Origin of the sequence: Rahnella inusitata, assembly GCF_965118895.1 — a bacterium.
In the GTDB taxonomy this organism is placed as follows: Bacteria; Pseudomonadota; Gammaproteobacteria; order Enterobacterales; family Enterobacteriaceae; genus Rahnella; species Rahnella inusitata_A.
In genome coordinates, this window is record NZ_CBCPJJ010000016.1 from 1 (window position 1) to 18,294 (window position 18,294).

16 protein-coding genes are annotated in these 18,294 nt (G+C 51.7%); 10 read left to right on the forward strand and 6 right to left on the reverse strand.

Annotated features, from left to right (window positions below; translation table 11 throughout):
• On the forward strand, positions 1-595 hold a 595-nt coding region (locus ACMHLI_RS15025), incomplete at its 5' end, for an amidohydrolase family protein (protein WP_413530173.1).
• Positions 596-740: 145 nt separating this feature from the next.
• Positions 741-1,307: a peptidylprolyl isomerase A gene (ppiA, locus tag ACMHLI_RS15030; protein WP_413530174.1), complete on the forward strand. Its 567-nt coding sequence runs from the start codon at positions 741-743 to the stop codon at positions 1,305-1,307.
• 95 nt (positions 1,308-1,402) lie between these two features.
• Here the strand turns inward: ppiA and ACMHLI_RS15035 are convergent, their stop codons facing one another.
• Positions 1,403-2,653, reverse strand: coding sequence for a right-handed parallel beta-helix repeat-containing protein (locus tag ACMHLI_RS15035; protein WP_413530175.1), 1,251 nt, complete (start codon positions 2,651-2,653; stop codon positions 1,403-1,405).
• A gap of 281 nt (positions 2,654-2,934) precedes the next feature.
• On the opposite strand from ACMHLI_RS15035, the gene ACMHLI_RS15040 reads away from it, so the two are divergent.
• Positions 2,935-3,948, forward strand: a complete 1,014-nt coding sequence (locus ACMHLI_RS15040) for a LacI family DNA-binding transcriptional regulator (RefSeq protein ID WP_413530176.1) — start codon at positions 2,935-2,937, stop codon at positions 3,946-3,948.
• A gap of 78 nt (positions 3,949-4,026) precedes the next feature.
• Here ACMHLI_RS15040 and ACMHLI_RS15045 read toward each other — a convergent pair whose 3' ends face one another.
• Together ACMHLI_RS15045 and ACMHLI_RS15050 are read right to left on the reverse strand one after the other, a co-directional pair.
• Positions 4,027-5,382, reverse strand: a complete 1,356-nt coding sequence (locus ACMHLI_RS15045; protein ID WP_413530177.1) for a NosD domain-containing protein — start codon at positions 5,380-5,382, stop codon at positions 4,027-4,029.
• 45 nt (positions 5,383-5,427) lie between these two features.
• Complete coding sequence (locus ACMHLI_RS15050) at positions 5,428-6,849, reverse strand: glycoside-pentoside-hexuronide (GPH):cation symporter (RefSeq protein WP_413530178.1); 1,422 nt, start codon at positions 6,847-6,849, stop codon at positions 5,428-5,430.
• Between the two features lie 362 nt (positions 6,850-7,211).
• Here ACMHLI_RS15050 and ACMHLI_RS15055 point away from each other — a divergent pair, with 362 nt between their 5' ends.
• The 6 genes from ACMHLI_RS15055 to argD all read left to right on the forward strand — a co-directional run bounded on the left by ACMHLI_RS15055 (position 7,212) and on the right by argD (position 13,074).
• On the forward strand, positions 7,212-8,753 hold the full coding sequence (locus tag ACMHLI_RS15055; RefSeq protein ID WP_413530179.1) for a helicase HerA-like domain-containing protein: 1,542 nt from the start codon (positions 7,212-7,214) through the stop codon (positions 8,751-8,753).
• Between the two features lie 242 nt (positions 8,754-8,995).
• Entirely contained in the window at positions 8,996-10,201 is a 1,206-nt protein-coding gene (locus ACMHLI_RS15060; protein ID WP_413530180.1) for an aldose 1-epimerase family protein, read from the forward strand.
• A gap of 93 nt (positions 10,202-10,294) precedes the next feature.
• Positions 10,295-10,468: a YhfG family protein gene (locus tag ACMHLI_RS15065; protein WP_413530181.1), complete on the forward strand. Its 174-nt coding sequence runs from the start codon at positions 10,295-10,297 to the stop codon at positions 10,466-10,468.
• Complete coding sequence (locus ACMHLI_RS15070; RefSeq protein ID WP_413530182.1) at positions 10,458-11,060, forward strand: putative adenosine monophosphate-protein transferase Fic; 603 nt, start codon at positions 10,458-10,460, stop codon at positions 11,058-11,060. Before ACMHLI_RS15065 ends, ACMHLI_RS15070 begins: the two co-directional genes overlap by 11 nt.
• Positions 11,061-11,113: 53 nt before the next feature.
• Positions 11,114-11,689 (forward strand): aminodeoxychorismate synthase component II, encoded by a 576-nt coding sequence (locus tag ACMHLI_RS15075; RefSeq protein WP_413530183.1) that lies wholly within the window; start codon positions 11,114-11,116, stop codon positions 11,687-11,689.
• A 167-nt stretch (positions 11,690-11,856) separates the two neighbouring features.
• Entirely contained in the window at positions 11,857-13,074 is a 1,218-nt protein-coding gene (argD, locus tag ACMHLI_RS15080; RefSeq protein ID WP_413530184.1) for a bifunctional acetylornithine/succinyldiaminopimelate transaminase, read from the forward strand.
• Between the two features lie 668 nt (positions 13,075-13,742).
• Here argD and ACMHLI_RS15085 read toward each other — a convergent pair.
• On the reverse strand, positions 13,743-15,815 hold the full coding sequence (locus tag ACMHLI_RS15085; protein WP_413530185.1) for a YccS/YhfK family putative transporter: 2,073 nt from the start codon (positions 15,813-15,815) through the stop codon (positions 13,743-13,745).
• 61 nt (positions 15,816-15,876) lie between these two features.
• Positions 15,877-16,509 (reverse strand): cAMP-activated global transcriptional regulator CRP, encoded by a 633-nt coding sequence (gene crp / locus ACMHLI_RS15090; protein ID WP_056775291.1) that lies wholly within the window; start codon positions 16,507-16,509, stop codon positions 15,877-15,879.
• A 362-nt stretch (positions 16,510-16,871) separates the two neighbouring features.
• On the opposite strand from crp, the gene ACMHLI_RS15095 reads away from it, so the two are divergent.
• A complete protein-coding gene (locus tag ACMHLI_RS15095; RefSeq protein ID WP_112167585.1) occupies positions 16,872-17,279 on the forward strand; it encodes an OsmC family protein in 408 nt (135 codons plus the stop codon).
• 1 nt (position 17,280) lies between these two features.
• On the opposite strand, the gene ACMHLI_RS15100 is transcribed toward ACMHLI_RS15095, so the two are convergent.
• Positions 17,281-18,189 (reverse strand): LysR substrate-binding domain-containing protein, encoded by a 909-nt coding sequence (locus tag ACMHLI_RS15100; protein ID WP_413530186.1) that lies wholly within the window; start codon positions 18,187-18,189, stop codon positions 17,281-17,283.
• Between the last annotated feature and the right edge of the window lie 105 nt (positions 18,190-18,294).

Sequence of the window (18,294 nt, forward strand, 5' to 3'; positions counted from 1 at the left end):
CGCCGCACTGGCTCTGCGCGAAAGCATGGGCGAGCGCGTGACCGCCAGCCACACCACCGCGATGCATTCCTACAATGGCGCGTACACCTCGCGGCTGTTCCGTCTGCTGAAAATGTCGGGCATTAACTTCGTTGCTAATCCACTGGTGAATATTCATTTGCAGGGGCGCTTCGATACTTATCCGAAACGTCGCGGCATCACCCGGGTGAAAGAGATGCTCGACGCCGGGATCAACGTTTGCTTCGGCCACGATGATGTTTTCGATCCATGGTATCCGCTTGGCACCGCCAACATGCTACAGGTGCTGCACATGGGCCTGCACGTCTGCCAGCTGATGGGCTATCAGCAAATTGACGACGGCCTGAAACTCATCACGACGTACAGCGCCCGTACCATGAACTTGCAGGGGTACGGTGTGGACGTGGGCAACGCCGCCAGTCTGGTGATTCTGGCGGCAGAAAGCGGTTTTGATGCAGTTCGCCGTCAGGCGCCGGTGCGGTATTCTGTTCGTGAGGGCGTGGTGATTGCACAAACCCAGCCAGCACAAACTGTCATTCATTTGGATAAAGATTATCCGGTGGATTTCAACAGCTAAATGCCTGAGAAATCTGATGTAATATTTTGAAATATCTGGATAAATTTTTCGAAAGCGTAAATATAGGTAAAGGTCTGGCGCTGAGCGTAAAGGCTCTTTAGAATCAGTGAGATCTGTTGTTTGTATTCACGAGAAAGGAACCGTCATGTTTAAACGTACTTTAGTGGCCTTCACTGCGCTGCTATCCCTGACTGCAATGTCGCCGGTTTTTGCTGCCGGTGAAACTCACGTAATGCTGACCACTTCAGCAGGGAATATCGAATTGGAACTCGACAGTGCGAAAGCACCGGTTTCTGTGAAAAATTTCATCGATTACGCCCAGAGCGGTTACTACAACAACACCGTATTCCATCGCGTGATCCCAGGCTTTATGGTGCAGGGCGGCGGTTTCTCAGCTGACATGCAACAGAAAGCGACCAAAGCGCCAATTAAGAACGAAGCTGACAACGGCCTGCGTAACCTGCGCGGCACCGTGGCCATGGCACGTACTGCCGATAAAGACAGCGCGACCAGCCAGTTCTTCATCAACGTGGCAGACAACGCCTTCCTTGATCACGGCCAGCGTGATTTCGGCTATGCCGTCTTCGGTAAAGTGATTAAAGGGATGGACGTGGTAGACAAAATGTCTGCGGTTAAAACCGACAACGTCGGGCCATACCAGAACGTTCCCACTACGCCGATTGTGATCTTATCTGCGAAAGTGCTGCCTTAATTATTATCTAAATTTTGTTTTTTCGGTTCCTAAGAAAACGGCTTCCAGTAATGGAGGCCGTTTTTTTGTCCGCTCGTTGGCGTCAACTGATCGGATTACTCAATGGAAGGGGTTGGCCTGAATGCGTTTTGCGTTGTGTCCATAGAGACCTGCGTCGATGTACCGGAGTCCAGAACCGTATTGCCCTCAATGCCGTCATCGACCATCACACTATATACGTCCAGGGGCGTGGCGATGTGATTCGTGGCGATGAGATTGTCGCTGCCCGACGTAATATGTATGACCACCAGATTTTTATCAGCGGGAACTACAGTGTCAGGGTTAACCGAGAAATGATTAGAAAGAATAGAATTATGACTTCCCTGAATACTCACAATTCCAAACTGATCGTCCAACCCATTATTGTAGGGTTGCATCGGTGGCCATGATTCGTTTACACGATAGAAGTGGTTAGCGGAAATAAGATTGTTTTCGCAGGCGAGCTGATTAGGATCCGTCTGGCTCTGTTCTTCCAAAATGACCATGCCCGGATAAAAAGCGTGTAAACGGTTGCTGGAAATTTGAGAATTGGCAACGTTGACGAAATGCACGCTGCTACCGCCGCGCGGAAAAATATTATTCGTCGAAACAATGAGCCCCCAGAAGTTGCTGGCATAGAGTGAGTAGCCGTTGTATCCCGCGCCCAGTAAGTTATCGGTCACCTTACTTGCCTGCCCCTGAGAGCTGGTATTGCGCAGTTCGATGCAGCTACCACATTCGGCAATAAAGTTATCATGCACGCTCAGCGCATCGGAACCATAGGCCACCAGCCCATGTTCAAGATAGACCATACCCATATGATTAATCCGGAAAGAGTCATGCCCGGTGGCAATATAAATCCCCGTTTTTCCGTTGAGATAGGAGTTCTCTCCCGCTTCACCGCTAAATTCCAGCCCATCGATGCAAAAATTTTCAAATTCAATCGAGCTCAGCCTGGGGTCTCCGTCTCGGCTGACATAAAATGCAGCATCTTCGATTTCAACCATAACGCGACTTCCACCAGGCCAGATCTCATGCCAATTTTGAACGTCTGCGTCAGGGGTATTATAACGAATGCTGGATGAGGTAAATCCGTGGCCACTGCCCATTATTTTAAGATAGCTGATATCAATGATTGCCTGCGTTTTTAAATGATAATCACCCGGTGGAATATAAATGACCGCGCCGGGTTTTCCGCCCTGATCAATATCTTTATCTGTTTGTCTGGATTTTATATCTGCAATGATGCTGTTAATTACGCTACCAATATCATCTTTTGCACCGGAGTTATTCCATACCGTCACGTCATAATAGTTTTCATCGCTCATGATTAAGCCTTATTTATCTTGTTAATGAAAGTTTGTATCGCCACCATTGTTAGTGGCTAAAAGGATTATTCTCTTTAATTTAATTTTCGAATACTTTTTATAACTGTGTTGTCGCTGATACAACGCTGAAAAAGATATAATAAATTCAGACGAGAGTTAAATTAACAATGTGATCTTGAAGCCATTTTCATGTAATCATGCGACATGTGATCGGGGTTGCATCTCTGGTCATCCGCAAATTTTATAGTACCGGTAATAATGTAACCGGTGACATTAAATACATGGCTTCTATCAAAGATGTTGCGACAAAAGCGGGTGTTTCTACCGCAACGGTATCCAGGGTGATCAATAATCATCCCAGCGTTTCGCCGGAAACTCGCCGCGAAGTTCACAGCGCAATGGATTTTCTTTGCTATGCGCCTAACCGGAGTGCGATTCAGCTCAACGGGAAATGTTCGGGATTAATCGGCGTGGTGGTGCCAAACCTGATTAACCCGCACTTTTGTGAACTGGTGGCGTCGCTGGAAGAGGAGGCCCGCTATGTCGGAAAGTCACTTTTGGTTAAAACGCATCAGAACCAGCCCTTTCAGGATAAGCAGCTGGTAAGAGCGCTGGCAGGGATGGGTATTGAGGCGCTGATTTGGGTGCCCACCGAGGCAGAATCGTCTTTATCGGAATGGTTGCTCAACACCGGTATGAATATTGCCATCGTGACACAAAATTCCCGTTTTTTTAATTCCGTTTCCATCAATCAGGAGCGTGGGGCGGAGACCATTGCCGAGCACTTTATCGATATTGGTCGCACCCGCTTTGGTTTTATCGGTCAGGAGGGCGTCGATAATCGCAAAATGTCGGCTTTCTGCAAAAAAACGGTCAGCTACGGCTACTGCGTGGAAAAACATCATCGCTATTGGATACCCAAAGGTGAGGGTGAAAATAACCGAGGACATATTAATTCTCTGGATAATATCGTTGATGAGATAATGGCTCAGGAAGATAAAATTAACTGCCTGTTTATTTATAACGACGTTGCCGCGAGCTATGTTATCGAAAGGCTTAAACGCAAAGGCGGGAATATCCCGCTGGATTTTGCCGTCGCCAGTTTCGATAATACGATTATTGCGCAGATGATGAATATCACCAGTATTGCACAGCCAGTTAATGAAATGGGAAAGCTGGCATTTGAGTTAATCAATCGTACTGAGAAGAAAGATCATATTGATTCCATTGCGTTAACCACCAGGCTTGTTGTGCGTGAGAGCAGCCTGGGAATGACAGTAACAAAGGTTTCCTAAATTAAGTTGGAATTGTATAAGAACGGGGGCCTTGCGGCTCCCGTTTATCTTTAACCCTCACTCGGAATTACCCAGTGGTTATGCTCCCGGAACCGGCGTTGCTCTGAATGCATTGAGCGTCCTGTCCAGAATCACCTGCGCCTCTGTGGCGGAATCGAGCACAGTATTTTCTCGCGATGCTTTTTCTACCTGCACAGCAATGACGTCGAGCGGCCTGAGGGCATCGACCGTCAGTAATGCACCCACTTGCGCATCGAAACAAGAGGCCGTGGTTTTATCTCGTGCCTCCGACGTTTCGGTGGTGGCAACAATATGGTTGTCAGAAATATAATTCCCCTTACCTGAAACAATCCGAATAATGACAGGTTTTATACCTGATGGCCTGATGTACTGAGTTTCAATGGTTTCGGAAATATGATTGGCAATAACAGAGTTATTATTACCGCTGACAGACAAAAGACCATATAAATCATCCAGGCCGTTATCGTATCCCTGCATCGGCGCCCAGGGTTCATGGTCACGTAAAAAATGATTGGAAGAAACCAGGACTTCCGAGCAGTTATCACTAAGTATCAACATGCCCGGATAAAAAGAATGAAATCGGTTACTGGTCACAGAAGACCGCACCACGCCGGAAAAATGGACGCTGCTGCTTCCGCGGGGAAAGACATTATTTGCCGTGACCAAAAGACCGCCAAAGTTCTGCGCATAAATGGAATAGCCTTTGTAACCCGCGCCGATCAGGTTATCGGTTATTTTTGACGCCTGTCCGGCACCCCGCAGTTCTATACAATTACCACATTCTGCGATGAAATTATCATGTATGGAGAGTGCATCGGCGTAATAGCTGGTAATTCCATGTTCTAAATAGAGTAATCCCATGCCCGTAATGCGAAATGAGTCCTGAGCACTTGCAATGTAAATACCGGTTTTCCCATTGGTATAGGTGTTTTCCGGATCGTTCTTGCCAGAACCATCGTCAACGAAATGTAGGCCATCAATACAGAAGTCAGCAAACTCCACCGAGCTTATTCGGGGCTCTCCCTCCCGCTTAACATAAAACGCAGCCCCTGCGGACTCTTCCTCTCCAACTTTTGGGGATATATCCACCAATATGCGACTTCCTCCCGGCCATACGTCGTGCCAGTTTGCCACTTCGCTTTTCGGGGTGTTAAAGCGAATGCTTGAAGACGTAAAACCGTGGCCGGAACCCATGATTTTCAAATAACTGATATCAATCACAACCTGAGTCATCAGAGGATAATCGCCAGGCGGAATATAAATCGCAGCTCCTGGTTTTCCGCCTTCATTATTATCAGCTTCCGTTTGTCTGCTTTTTATATCAGCGATAATGCTGTTGATGACCTCGCCAATATCCTCACAGGGATTACCTGTATTCCACTTTGTGACATCGTAATAGTGATTACTCAACATGAATCAAACCTTCTGTAAAATAAATAAGGAATCAATGCGCAGGCATCAAAGGACAGGGGCTTCGTGATATTCCTGTGATGAGTGTTTATCCTTTTCCAGTTCGCGTTTTGCGAGATCGACTTTAATCTTTTCGAGGAACGTATTGTTCAGTTTGAAGTAGCGGACTACATACGCGCTGATGAAATAGCTCACCATGGGTAATAGTGAGAACATCATGATAATGCCCTGAATCGTCTGCGTATTTTGTTCGGGTTTATTGGCGATATAACCGGTAAAAGACAGTATCCAGGCGACAATCGCACCGGCCACCGCCAGTCCCATTTTCAGCATAAACAGATTACCGGCGAAAGAGATGCCGGTAAGGCGTTTGCCGAATTTCCAGTCGCCGTAATCATCAACGTCTGACATCATCGCCCAGAGAATAGGGCCGGACTGAATTAAATGCAGAATATTGATGACGATAAACAACGCTAACAGCGGTGTCAGCGATGCCGGGTCGATAAACCACAAGGCGAAGGACAAGATGCCGAGAATAATATTGATTATGCGAAATAGCTTAATTTTATCGAAGCGATCGGTGAGCGGTTTAGCGACCACGCTTCCCACCATATTGCAGGCAACACCAAGCGCCATGAAAAACGTGATAAATCCAACTGACGCATGCATCACATAGGTGGCGTAATAAATGGTCACCGCACCGCGAATAAAGGCCGGAAATACGTTCAGAAAAGTCATCGAAATCATCAGCAGCCATTGATCGTTTTTGGCGATATCTTTCAGATCCCGCATTAACGAATCATTGGCTTTAATTGAAACGACGCGCTCCTTAATGCTGGAGAAGCAGAACAGGAACATCAGGGTCGCCGCGCCCCCCATGATCATCATTGTCATCTGGAAACCGGAAGCCCGGTCGCCATTGCCCAGCCAGTCAGTCAGCGGCAGGATAGAACAGGAGACGATAAGCGTCGCCAGACCGTTGAGAAAGAAACGCCATGACAGGCAGCCCATGCGCTCTTTCTGATTGAGCGTAATCACACCTGCGACCGAGCAATACGGAATATTTATCGCGGTGTAGATCAATGACATGATCAGATAAGTGACCCAGGCATAAATGATTTTTCCGCTCACGCTGAGATCTGGCGTTGTGAACATCACGACGGCGCACAGACCAAACGGCAGGGCCATCCACAAAAGCCAGGGCCGGAATTTACCCCATCGGGTTTTGGTGCGGTCGCAAATAGCGCCCATAACGGGATCGCTAAAGGCGTCAAAAATACGGATCACCAGAAATAACGTGCCCACGATTGCAGGGTCTAAGCCATACACATCGGTATAAAACCATGTCAGGTACAGCGCCAGCACACTCCAGATCATGCATGAGCCTGCGTCACCCATGCCGTAGCCAATCTTTTCTTTACGACTCAGTTTTTCGTAAGCGCTTTTATTTCCTGTTGTGGTTACAGACATATACACCTCTTTAATGCGCAGCCATGAATACAAAGCAAGGGCATAACAACCCGAGCTAACGGTGTGAAATAAGCTAAAATTATTGATTCCCTGCAAACCGGGATTATTAAGTTCTCGCACTACTGTGCCGCCAGAGACCCGATTTTATTTGCTGCGTTTTTTATGAATACCATAATGAATAAATACGTCATGCTGACAGAGGTATTCACTATAATTTAGGAGAGATGCAAAAAGTGTAAGCCAGGCCACATGTCGTTTTGTTACATAAAACGATGGGTAATGCTCTCACCTTTATTTGGCAATGCCTGTTTTGCGGATGAAATTAATAAACGCCTCTGCGTTCCACTTCCAAGGAAAATGAAATGAGTGAAGCCCGTCTGATTGCGAAAGCCATGAGTGAAGGTAAACCGGTACAGGATCTGGTGATCCTGCCCGCGCTGGCGAACCGGCATGGTCTGATAACCGGCGCGACAGGTACCGGTAAAACCGTCACGCTGCAACGCATGGCCGAACAGTTTTCCCGCATCGGGATCTCGGTATTTCTGGCGGACGTGAAAGGGGATTTATCAGGGATTGGCGCAGCAGGTGTGCCTTCGGAGAAACTCAGCACGCGACTGAACAACATCGGCGTGACCGACTGGCAGCCGCAGGCGTGCAGCATTATTCCGTGGGATATTTTCGGCGAGAAAGGCCATCCGATCCGTGCGACGATTTCTGACCTTGGCCCGCTGCTGCTGGGGCGATTACTCAGTCTTAACGACGTACAAAGCGGCGTGTTACAACTGGTGTTTAAGATTGCCGACGACAACGGCCTGTTGTTGCTCGACATGAAAGATTTGCGTGCGATGGTGCAATTCACCGGCGACAACGCCAGACAGTTTCAGACGCAGTACGGCAATATTTCTGCGGCCTCGATCGGCGCTATCCAGCGCGGTCTGTTAACGCTGGAAGGCCAGGGTGCAAATCAGTTCTTCGGCGAACCGATGCTGGACATTAATGACCTGATGAAGACCGATAAAAACGGTCACGGCATCATCAATCTGCTGGCGGCGGATAAACTTATCAATCAACCAAAGCTCTACTCTGTATTCCTGCTGTGGCTGCTGGCGGAGCTGTTTGAGCATTTACCTGAAATCGGCGATCCGCAACAGCCTAAGCTGGTGTTCTTCTTCGACGAAGCGCATCTGCTGTTTACTGACGCCCCGCAGGCGCTGCTGACTAAAATCGAGCAGGTGGTGCGCCTTATCCGCTCGAAAGGTGTCGGAATTTACTTCGTCACTCAGAACCCGCTGGATATTCCCGACAGCGTGTTGGGGCAGCTCGGTAACCGCGTCCAGCATGCGCTGCGTGCTTTTACGCCTCGTGACCAGAAAGCGGTGAAGGCGGCGGCGCAAACGCTGCGCGCCAACCCGGCGTTCGACGCAGAAACGGCGATCACCGAGCTTGGCGTCGGTGAAGCGCTGGTCTCTTTTCTCGATGAAAAGGGGCGTCCCGAAGTGGTTCAGCGGGCAATGGTCATCGCGTCGGAATCCAAAATGGGCATGCTGGACGATGATGAACGTAATCAGGCGATTAACCAGTCCCCGCTGTATGGCCGCTACGAGGACAGCGTAGACCGTGAGTCGGCCTACGAGAAAATCGTCGATCAGGGATTCGGTACGGTGGAAACGCCGCAGTCTGCGGGCGCTGCAAAAACCGGGGACAAAAACAAGCCTGCGGCCCAGGCCTCTTCCGGCGGCGGCCTGATGGGCGGCCTGAATGATATCCTGTTCGGCAGCACCGGTCCGCGCGGCGGCAAACGCGATGGCGTGGTGCAGTCTGTCACCAAAAGTATCGCGCGCGACCTGGGGCGTCAGATCCTGCGCGGCGTATTGGGCTCAATCATGGGAGGCCGTAAAAAGTAATCCTTTGTGTTAAAAGGGAGGAGCTGAACCGCGTCAGCTTCTCCCGGTAAATTCTTGTCTGACTTCGCACTCTTCTCTGCAAAATAACCTGATCTACATCCATAAACGCCATACAAAGCACGTTCCTGTGGCTATTTTTGATGGAAAACTCCGCTAAGTGAAGGCTGTCACGTTTTTCACTTAGCAGGGTTTGTAGGCTGAATTGCTTTTGGGCTAAATCAATTCAGCAAAAAGGAGTGGATGTGAAAAAATTACTCGTAACCGGGATCGTGATGGGGCTTTTTTCGTGGCAGGCTGCCGCACAAACTATCGTGCTGACGGATGCTGAAGCCGGTACTGAACTGGGAAACTGGAAGACTGACAGCAAAAAGCTGAACCTCGCCGGCGCTGATTTCAGCATTGAACAAAAAGTTCTGCACGGGGGCAAACAGGAAGGCTCCAAAGTCATTACAATTACCAGTAAAGGGCTGACTATTGCTCTCAGCCCGACGCGCGGGATGGATTTACTGCACGTCACGGGTAATAACATCCGACTGGGCTGGGATTCACCTGTTCAGGAAGTGGTGAATCCGGCGTACATTAATCTGGAAAGCCGCAATGGCGTGGGCTGGCTGGAAGGTTTCAATGAAATGATGGTGCGCTGCGGCTTCGAATGGACCGGCCATCCGGTCACCGCTGACGGCATGATTTACACACTGCACGGCCGTGCAGGCAATACGCCAGCCTCCAAAGTGGAAGTGGAAATTGCCGACAAAGCACCGTTTGAAATCACCGTGCGCGGCCTGCTGAAAGAAGACACCTTCAAAAAAGCCAAACTCCAGACTTGGACGGAACTGCGCTACGTGCCGGGAAGCCAGTCGTGGACTATTCACGATACGCTGACCAACGCCTCTGACTATCCGCACGATTACCAGATTATCTATCACAGCAACTTTGGTCAGCCGATCCTTGAACAGGGCGCGCGATTTATCGCCCCGCTTAAATCCATCTCTCCGTTTAACGATTACGCCAAAAAAGGTCTGACCGACTGGCAGACCTACGCCGGGCCGACCAAAGGCTTCGATGAAATGGTCTTCAACATGGTGCCACTGGCCGATGCGCAGGGCAAAACCGTGGCGGGTGTAGTCAACAAGGCCGGAGATAAGGGCGCGTCGATTGAGTTTGATACTCATCAGTTGCCGTTGCTGACGCTGTGGAAAAATACCGACACACTGAAACAGGGTTACGTGACCGGTATCGAACCGGGCACCAACTATGCATATCCGGTGACCATCGAACGTAAGCAGGGCCGCGTGAAACAGTTGCAGCCTGGTCAGAGCACGGTATTTGAACTGAAATACTCGCTGCTGCCGGACGCCAAAGCGGTTCAACAGCTTGAGCAACGTGTCAAAACCTTGCAGGGCGACAACAAAACAGAGGTCAGCGATCAACCGATCGCTGTTGAATAATCTGAGTTTAGGGCGCCGGACGTGGCGCCCTTTTTTCTCTGTCTATACTTAACTCCACAAGGTATGCGCCCTAATGGCTGTGCCAGGGAGGAAATGATGGCGAAGAAAACGACGCTCAGGCAGCAGGAAAAACTCTTTCGTGAACGGCAACGGCAAAACTTTCAGGCCAGCAGCGCACTGGATGGTTTGCAGGTTGAGGTAGTGACGCTGGACAACGAGCAAATCGCACAGCGGCTGGCTGAACTCAGGGGGCACTATGAACGATAAACTCGTGGCCGGTGCCGATCCTTACTATTATCGCGGCATCAACGTACTGAAAAACCGGCTGGAAATCCGTGAGGCGCATCGTCTGCGCGAAGCTGAGCTGGCCTTCACGGCGCTACGTGCGGCGGTCATGCCCCTCGGCCCGTCGGTGATGGGGTTACCGCATCTGTGTGCTATCCATCTGGCGCTGTTCCAGGATATCTACCCGTGGGCGGGCGAGTTCCGCGAAATCGACATCTATAAAGACGATACACAGTTTTGCCATTTCGGTTACATCGAAAAGGAAGGCAATGCGTTGATGCAGGAGCTGGAGGATGAAGAGTTTCTGGTCGGGCAGCCGCTGGATCAGTTCGCAGAACGGCTTGCGCATTACTACACCGGCCTGAATCTGCTGCATCCGTTCCGCGAAGGTAACGGCCGCGCCCTGAGGATTTTCACCGAGCAGCTGGTTATTCATGCCGGTTATGACATTCAGTGGGCAAGCGTTGGTCGCGAACGGTGGCTGGATGCCAATAAAACGGCGGTGTTTGGCGATGAGTCTCAGTTGGTGGCGATCTTCCAAGACGTCATTAGCGAAATTGCTGATGAACATTGATCAACAATATGCGTAGAATTGCCCGGTAAATTTTCGTCTTTACCGGGAACATTATGCTGCTGCTGATCGACAACTACGACTCCTTCACCTACAACCTCTATCAGTATTTTTGCGAGCTGGGCGCAGAGGTCAAAGTGATACGTAACGATCGGCTGACGCTGGCGGATATCGAAAACCTTTCACCGTCGCATCTGGTGATTTCTCCCGGCCCCTGTACCCCCGATCAGGCCGGGATTTCCTTGCAGGCCATCACCCATTTTTCTGACCGTTTGCCGGTCCTCGGTGTATGCCTTGGGCATCAGGCGATGGCGCAGGCATTTGGCGCGAAAATCGTGCGCGCCCGTCAGGCTATTCACGGCAAAACGTCACCGATCCGCCACACCGGCAGCAGCGTTTTTACCGGGCTGAACAACCCGCTGACCGTGACGCGCTACCATTCTCTGGTGATTGCGCCCGATACGCTGCCGGACTGCTTTGAGGTCACCGCCTGGACCGAACGTGAAGGAATGCGCGACGAAATTATGGGCATCATGCACAAGACCTTGCCGCTGCATGGCGTTCAGTTCCATCCTGAAAGTATTCTCAGCGAACAGGGGCATCAGCTTCTGGATAATTTCCTTAAGATCTAAACGCTTACGCTCATCGAAAAAATTACTTACCTGACAGGTGCGATTTCTGTTTGCCTGCGAGTGATTTATTATGCATATTTTATGATTATATTTTCATATCCATCATGGTTATGAATTCCAGCGCATCGTCACCACTCACTGGCGAAAACAAGATGGGGAGCAGGGTTATGGCAGAAAAATCAGCGGTAGACCGGAGCACGTTCGACAAAGTCATTTTGCCGATTTATTCACCAGCAAAGTTTATTCCGGTGAAGGGCAAGGGCAGCCGCGTGTGGGATCAGCAGGGTAAAGAGTACGTTGATTTTGCCGGTGGTATCGCGGTGACCGCACTGGGGCATTGTCATCCTGCTCTGGTAAAGGCTTTGCACGAACAGGGCGAAACCCTGTGGCATGTAAGCAATGTGTTCACCAACGAACCCGCTCTGCGACTGGCACAGAAGCTGATCGACGCCACTTTTGCTGACCGCGTATTTTTCGCCAACTCCGGCGCTGAAGCCAATGAAGCCGCATTCAAGCTGGCGCGTTATTACGCGTCGCATCGTCACAGCCCGTATAAAAGCAAAATCATCGCCTTCCACAATGCTTTCCACGGCCGCACGCTGTTCACCGTGTCGGTCGGCGGTCAGCCGAAATACTCCGACGGCTTCGGCCCGAAACCGGCCGATATCGTCCACGTTCCGTTTAACGATCTGGATGCGGTCAAAGCGGTTATCGACGATCATACTTGTGCGATTGTGGTCGAGCCGGTGCAGGGCGAGGGCGGCGTGACGCCTGCCACTCAGGAGTTTCTGCAAGGCCTGCGCGAACTGTGTGACAAACATCAGGCGCTGCTGGTGCTGGACGAAGTTCAGAGCGGCATGGGCCGCAGCGGCAAACTGTTCAGCTACATGCATTACGGCGTGACGCCGGACATCCTGACCACCGCGAAAGCGCTGGGGGGCGGCTTCCCGGTGAGCGCCATGTTGGCAACCGAAGAAGTGGCATCCGTTATGGAACCCGGCAAGCACGGCACCACCTATGGCGGTAACCCGCTGGCCTGCGCCGTCGCCGAAGCGGCACTGGACATTATCAACACGCCGGAAGTGCTGGCGGGCATCGACGAGCGCCGCGAGGAATTCATCAGCGCGCTGGACGCCATCAACCAGAAATATCACATCTTCAAAGAATTCCGTGGTCAGGGGTTATTGATTGGGGCTGAGTTGTCGGATGCCTTCAAAAACCGCGCCGGGGAGTTTCATGCAGCGGCAGCCGAATTCGGATTGATGATGCTGGTCGCGGGGCCAAATGTGATGCGGTTTGCGCCTTCGCTGGTGATCGACTTCGCGGATATTGAAGAGGGGATGGGGCGGTTTGAGAAAGCGGTGGGGAAAGTTGTCGGGGGATAATTCCTACAATCCCTGCCGGGTTAATACTGTGAATGTTTCGGTTTCTCAATAGCAGTGATCACCTGATTTTCGGCGCCGAAACCGAGCAGAGGGGAAAAGCTTCTCCCCTCTGCACCCCCCTCGCGTTTTCAAACCAGTGCCATGCATCCCGGCGATGTTTCAGCGGCCCCCGCTATTGCCGCAAAATCCCGCCGCTGTGCGGTGCCCTCCGGTCGGGTTACAACCCGCGCAAAAAGATGCGCGGTTTTCCACCTCTTCCTACGGCGTGATTTTTGAACGCGGCCAAAGCTTTTTAGGTCACAACTTCACTTGCTCAGATCATTTCAAAACCCAAATACTTTGCTCAGCCTATATTTGTTTTGTCTTTAAAAGATGGTGAGATGGCGCGATCAAAAATCCAGCTGAACGGAGCGGCTTCGAGACCAATGGCTCGAAGACCGAGTGAAGGCAGCACGAAGTGCCTGGATTTGCGCCACCCACGGAAGTACCAGAACATGTCCATCTGTCTGGCGATAAGCGCGTGTTTTGAAAAGACGTGGAGATTCCAAAGAGGGCCCGTCCTGGCCCTCTTTGGGCGGTTTCGGCGCAAGGAGTTAAGCGATCACTGCTGGTGAGAAACCGAAATATTCTCGGTCTGCTTTAAAGGAACTTGAAAGGGGACTGCCCCTTCACGCCTTCCGCGTCAACCAGATCCCATGATGCGGTCTCTGTTTCCACGCCAGTGAAGAAATCGTATGCATGACGCTCAGATGTGAAATCACACGCCGGAGGTGGCGCTCCATCTCGGTCAGCGGCATATCTGGGTGCAATTCCGGCGCGTTGATTAGCTGAGCCTCGCTGCTCGGACCGTCGTAGATCAGTCGCTGCTGGCAGCTTTGCAGCGCGATTTCACAAGTCTGCAAATACTCCGTCGCCAGAGCCTCCGGCAGCATGTAATGCTCGCGCGCCAAAATGGTCATCGCGTTGATGTGCTCTACCACGAACTGACTGTGCGTCACCCACAAACGCATATCTGCCAGATAATGCGAGTTAAACCCCGGTTCCTGCATCGCCTGATTCAGCGAGGTGAACAGCTTGTTGTGCGCCTGATTGACCTGCATACGGGCGTAGGCCAGTTTTACGGCGTCTGGATTATCTTGCAGGAGTAACCGAATCGCTTCCTGATCGGTTTCCAGCGCCTGATGGGCATTTTGCCGCAACAATCCGCTTTGCCACTGCGGCCACAGCCAGATGGTGCCGCCGAAAGCCAGTGCACAGCCGATGAGCGTATCGATCAGCCGTGGCACCAGGAAATGTACGCCATTCATCGCCAGCAGTTGCAGGGTGTAGACCGCCGTGACCGTCATCCCGACCATCGCCAGCCCGTAGTTTTTACGCAGTACCGTGTATGAAACCAGGGTGATCACCAGCATGCAGAACAGCGTGATGCCCTCCGGCAGCTCCAGTTTCAGCAATCCGGCGGCGATCAGCAATCCGGCCAGTGTGCCGAGCGCACGGTGCTGGATCCTCACGCGGGTGGCGTTATAGCCGTTCTGGCTGACCAGCATGATGGTCAGTAAAATCCAGTAAGGTTTTGGCAGATTGAAGAACAGACCGAGGCTGCTGCCGATGGCCAGAATGATGCCTAGTCGCGCGGCATTGCGCAGGGCGATGGACTTGAAAGACAGATAGCTTTTCAGTGCTGGCCAGAAAGGCAGACGTGGCTGAGAGTTCATCAGATCACGGCGGTACAGCGGGCGCTGAGTACGCAACAGGCGCGCAATGCGGCTGAAGTGGTAATAGCAAAACTGGCCGACCGGATTATCCGGGTTGCGCGCGGCGATTTTTTCCAGCGCCGCCAGCTCGTTCGCCATCGTGAAACGTTCGGAAAGCCGGTGATAAAGAATATCGTCGGCAATCACGCGTAGCCTGGCGGAAATCACCTGCGCATTGCGGCGGATCACCGCCTCGGCATGGCTTTCTTCCACCAGCTTTTGCACTTCTTCCGGCTGATGCAGGCTGACCGTGATGTGCTCTTGTAAATCGAGCGCCACCTGAAAACGCTGGAACAGCCGTTTGTGGTGATGATGTCCGTGCTGCGGCAGCATGTGCAACTGCTGATAGAGCAGGGCGATAAGATCGATGACCTGCTGCTGACGCTCAAGCAGCGGCGGTAAGGCGGTTTCGGGATCAGTATGCTGCGTCAGCAGGCTGTATTTGGCTTCGAAATAATCAGCCAGTTGCAGATACAGCTGGCTGAGGGTTTCACGCATTGGCTGTTCTTTAGAGATACGAAACCACGCCCAGTTGAACAGCCCGTACCAGGCCGTGCCTGCGGCGAACAGCGCGGGTGCCTGCCACATCGGCCTGATGCCGACCATGCTCAGGGTAAAGATGGTCGCTACCAGCGCGCCGGGCAACAGACGCGCGTGCAGCGGGCTGATTTCACCGGTGACGCCGAGCAGTAAGGCGAGAGAGAGCATGATGAGCGGTAGCGGGATGTGCCAGTTTTCCAGCATCAGTTGCAGCAAAATACTGCTCACCGCAAACAGCGAGCCACCGATGATCAGACGTTTGAAGAAGCGTTTGTGCGGCGTATCGAGACCGGCGACGTTACAGCAGGCGGGGCAGAGGGAGAACAGCAACCCCATTTGCAGATTACCGAACAGCCAGCACAGGCCGACCGGCAAACATAACACCAGCGTCTGGCGCAGTGCGTAATTCACTTCGGGGTGATAAAACAGCCTTCGCCATAGCGTCATAACTGAAGCTTAGCCCATAAAAAAGGCGCGACAGTAAGCTGCCGCGCCTATTTTTGAGGGATTAACGTGTGCCGTAGACGACAATCGTTTTACCGTGTGCGGAGATCAGGCTCTGATCTTCCAGCATTTTGAGAATGCGGCCGACGGTTTCACGGGAGCAACCGACGATCTGACCGATTTCCTGGCGGGTGATTTTAATCTGCATCCCGTCCGGGTGGGTCATTGCATCTGGCTGTTTGGCCAGATTCAGCAAGGTTTGAGCGATACGGCCCGTTACGTCGAGGAAAGCGAGGTTACCGACTTTCTCAGACGTCATTTGCAGACGGTTTGCCATCTGCGCGGAGAGGCGCATCAGAATGTCCGGGTTAACCTGAATCAGCTGGCGGAATTTTTTATAAGAAATTTCAGCCACTTCACAGGCAGTTTTAGCACGTACCCAGGCACTGCGTTCCTGACCTTCTTCGAAGAGTCCCAGCTCGCCGATGAAGTCACCTTGGTTAAGGTAGGAAAGTATCATCTCTTTGCCTTCTTCATCTTTAATCAGGACGGCAACCGACCCTTTCACGATGTAGTAAAGCGTTTCGGCTTTTTCACCTTGGTGAATCAGCGTACTTTTAGAAGGATACTTATGTATATGACAGTGAGACAGGAACCATTCAAGAGTCGGGTCTGTTTGTGGCTTGCCGAGAACCATTTGCTATTATCCTCTGTTATTATCGCTGCCCAAAATCACAGGGCTCAGAGTTCCCTGTACGGCGTCTGAATATTAATGCGCCCTTTCAGCATATAGCTCCCCAGAAATGCTGCAAGCGGATGTCGGAGTGAAACCGGCTATATATTGCCGTTATCACCTTGGGTTCTGTTCTTAAACCACGAAAACCGTCACCGCAATTTGCTGGAAAGTATGTTTCGGCTTTGTTTGTAACACAGGTTTGCAATGCTGTCTTGTGTTGTCTCGCTTCAGCATGATGGCGATCGGGTTACGTTGCCAGTTTTTAGGTGAAAGGGTAGTCTGGGGGGAAAATTTGATTCTTAAGAGCGCCGGGAGATAAGCAAATGCACGCACGCGTAAAATGGGTGGAAGGTCTGACGTTTTTAGGTGAATCCGCGTCAGGTCATCAGGTTTTAATGGACGGCAATGCGGGCGATAAAGCCCCCAGCCCGATGGAAATGTTACTGATGTCTGCGGGCGGTTGCAGCGCGATCGACGTGGTGTCGATTTTGCAAAAAGGCCGCAATGACGTCCGGGATTGTGAAGTAAAATTGACCTCAGAGCGTCGCGAAGAAGCGCCGCGTCTGTTCACGCACATCAATCTGCACTTTATCGTCACCGGCAAAGCTCTGACCGATAAGATTGTCGAACGCGCCGTCAGCCTTTCTGCCGAGAAATATTGTTCTGTTTCTCTGATGCTGGGCAAAGCCGCGACGATCACCCACAGTTTTGAAGTGATTGAAGCCGAATAGGTCACGACCAGTCATACGACTGGCACTGATGGCGCAGTAAATCCAAAAACCGCCGCGCGGCAAACGTCAGCGGCGATTTTTGCGAATAGAGCACACAGTATTCCGCCTGCGGCAGAGTGTCGATATTCAGCAAGCACAACGGCTCATGCAAACCGAACGGCGCCCGCATCGCCCGCGCCAGGACGGTCAGATAATCCGACTGCAATACCATATTCAGCCCGCACACTACCGAATCGGTACGCACCGGCGTTTCACTTCCTGCCAGATAAAAACCGCCCGCCAGCTGTAGCTGCTGGTAGTAACCCATATCCGTTTCCGGCAATACCCAGCGCGCATCCTGCAATTCTTCCAGCCGTGTGGCGTTGGCCAGCGGATGACCGCGACGGGCGATAATCCCGAACGGCGCGGTGAACAGCGGTTCGCGCACCAGATCTTCCAGCGGAAATCCCGGCCCGGCGGTACCGACGGCGAAGTCCAGCTTCCCTTCGCGCAGCGCCGGAAGCAGCACCGACAGCTGCCCTTCTTTGATCAGCAATTTTGACTGCGGAAACTGCGTTTTGAATTCCTCATTCAGCGCCGGGAACACCGTTAGTGCCAGCAGCGATGAAAACCCGATCGCCACCGAGCCCTGTGAATACTGATTAATCTGCTGGATTTCTTCGGCGGCGCGCTCCAGCTCTTCAAGGATGAACTGCATCCGCTGGGCGAACGCGCGGCCGGTTTCGGTCAGCGTCATGCCCTGATGACCACGTACGATAAGCTTTGTATCGAGCGTTTGCTCCAGTTCGCGCAGCGTTCTGCTCACCGCCGGTTGCGACTGATTCATCGCCCGCGCCGCGCCGCGAATACTGCCGCTGCGGATAACCTGCTGGAAAACCTTCAGTTGCTGGAGTTTCGGCAAATAGCGCATGACGCCCTCTCATTAATCATTCAAATGACCTATCAGCAAAAAGCATCACCTGCCTAAAAATTGCATCTTATGGCATGGATGTAAAGCTGATAGCGTCAGTAGTGT

Bases quoted from the DNA above. Each gene is read 5' to 3' on its own strand.
- ppiA (WP_413530174.1), top strand. From the start codon at position 741: ATGTTTAAACGTACTTTAGTGGCCTTCACTGCGCTGCTATCCCTGACT.
- ACMHLI_RS15035 (WP_413530175.1), bottom strand. From the start codon at position 2,653: ATGAGCGATGAAAACTATTATGACGTGACGGTATGGAATAACTCCGGT.
- ACMHLI_RS15040 (WP_413530176.1), top strand. From the start codon at position 2,935: ATGGCTTCTATCAAAGATGTTGCGACAAAAGCGGGTGTTTCTACCGCA.
- ACMHLI_RS15045 (WP_413530177.1), bottom strand. From the start codon at position 5,382: ATGTTGAGTAATCACTATTACGATGTCACAAAGTGGAATACAGGTAAT.
- ACMHLI_RS15050 (WP_413530178.1), bottom strand. From the start codon at position 6,849: ATGTCTGTAACCACAACAGGAAATAAAAGCGCTTACGAAAAACTGAGT.
- ACMHLI_RS15055 (WP_413530179.1), top strand. From the start codon at position 7,212: ATGAGTGAAGCCCGTCTGATTGCGAAAGCCATGAGTGAAGGTAAACCG.
- ACMHLI_RS15065 (WP_413530181.1), top strand. From the start codon at position 10,295: ATGATGGCGAAGAAAACGACGCTCAGGCAGCAGGAAAAACTCTTTCGT.
- ACMHLI_RS15070 (WP_413530182.1), top strand. From the start codon at position 10,458: ATGAACGATAAACTCGTGGCCGGTGCCGATCCTTACTATTATCGCGGC.
- ACMHLI_RS15075 (WP_413530183.1), top strand. From the start codon at position 11,114: ATGCTGCTGCTGATCGACAACTACGACTCCTTCACCTACAACCTCTAT.
- argD (WP_413530184.1), top strand. From the start codon at position 11,857: ATGGCAGAAAAATCAGCGGTAGACCGGAGCACGTTCGACAAAGTCATT.
- ACMHLI_RS15085 (WP_413530185.1), bottom strand. From the start codon at position 15,815: ATGACGCTATGGCGAAGGCTGTTTTATCACCCCGAAGTGAATTACGCA.
- crp (WP_056775291.1), bottom strand. From the start codon at position 16,509: ATGGTTCTCGGCAAGCCACAAACAGACCCGACTCTTGAATGGTTCCTG.
- ACMHLI_RS15095 (WP_112167585.1), top strand. From the start codon at position 16,872: ATGCACGCACGCGTAAAATGGGTGGAAGGTCTGACGTTTTTAGGTGAA.
- ACMHLI_RS15100 (WP_413530186.1), bottom strand. From the start codon at position 18,189: ATGCGCTATTTGCCGAAACTCCAGCAACTGAAGGTTTTCCAGCAGGTT.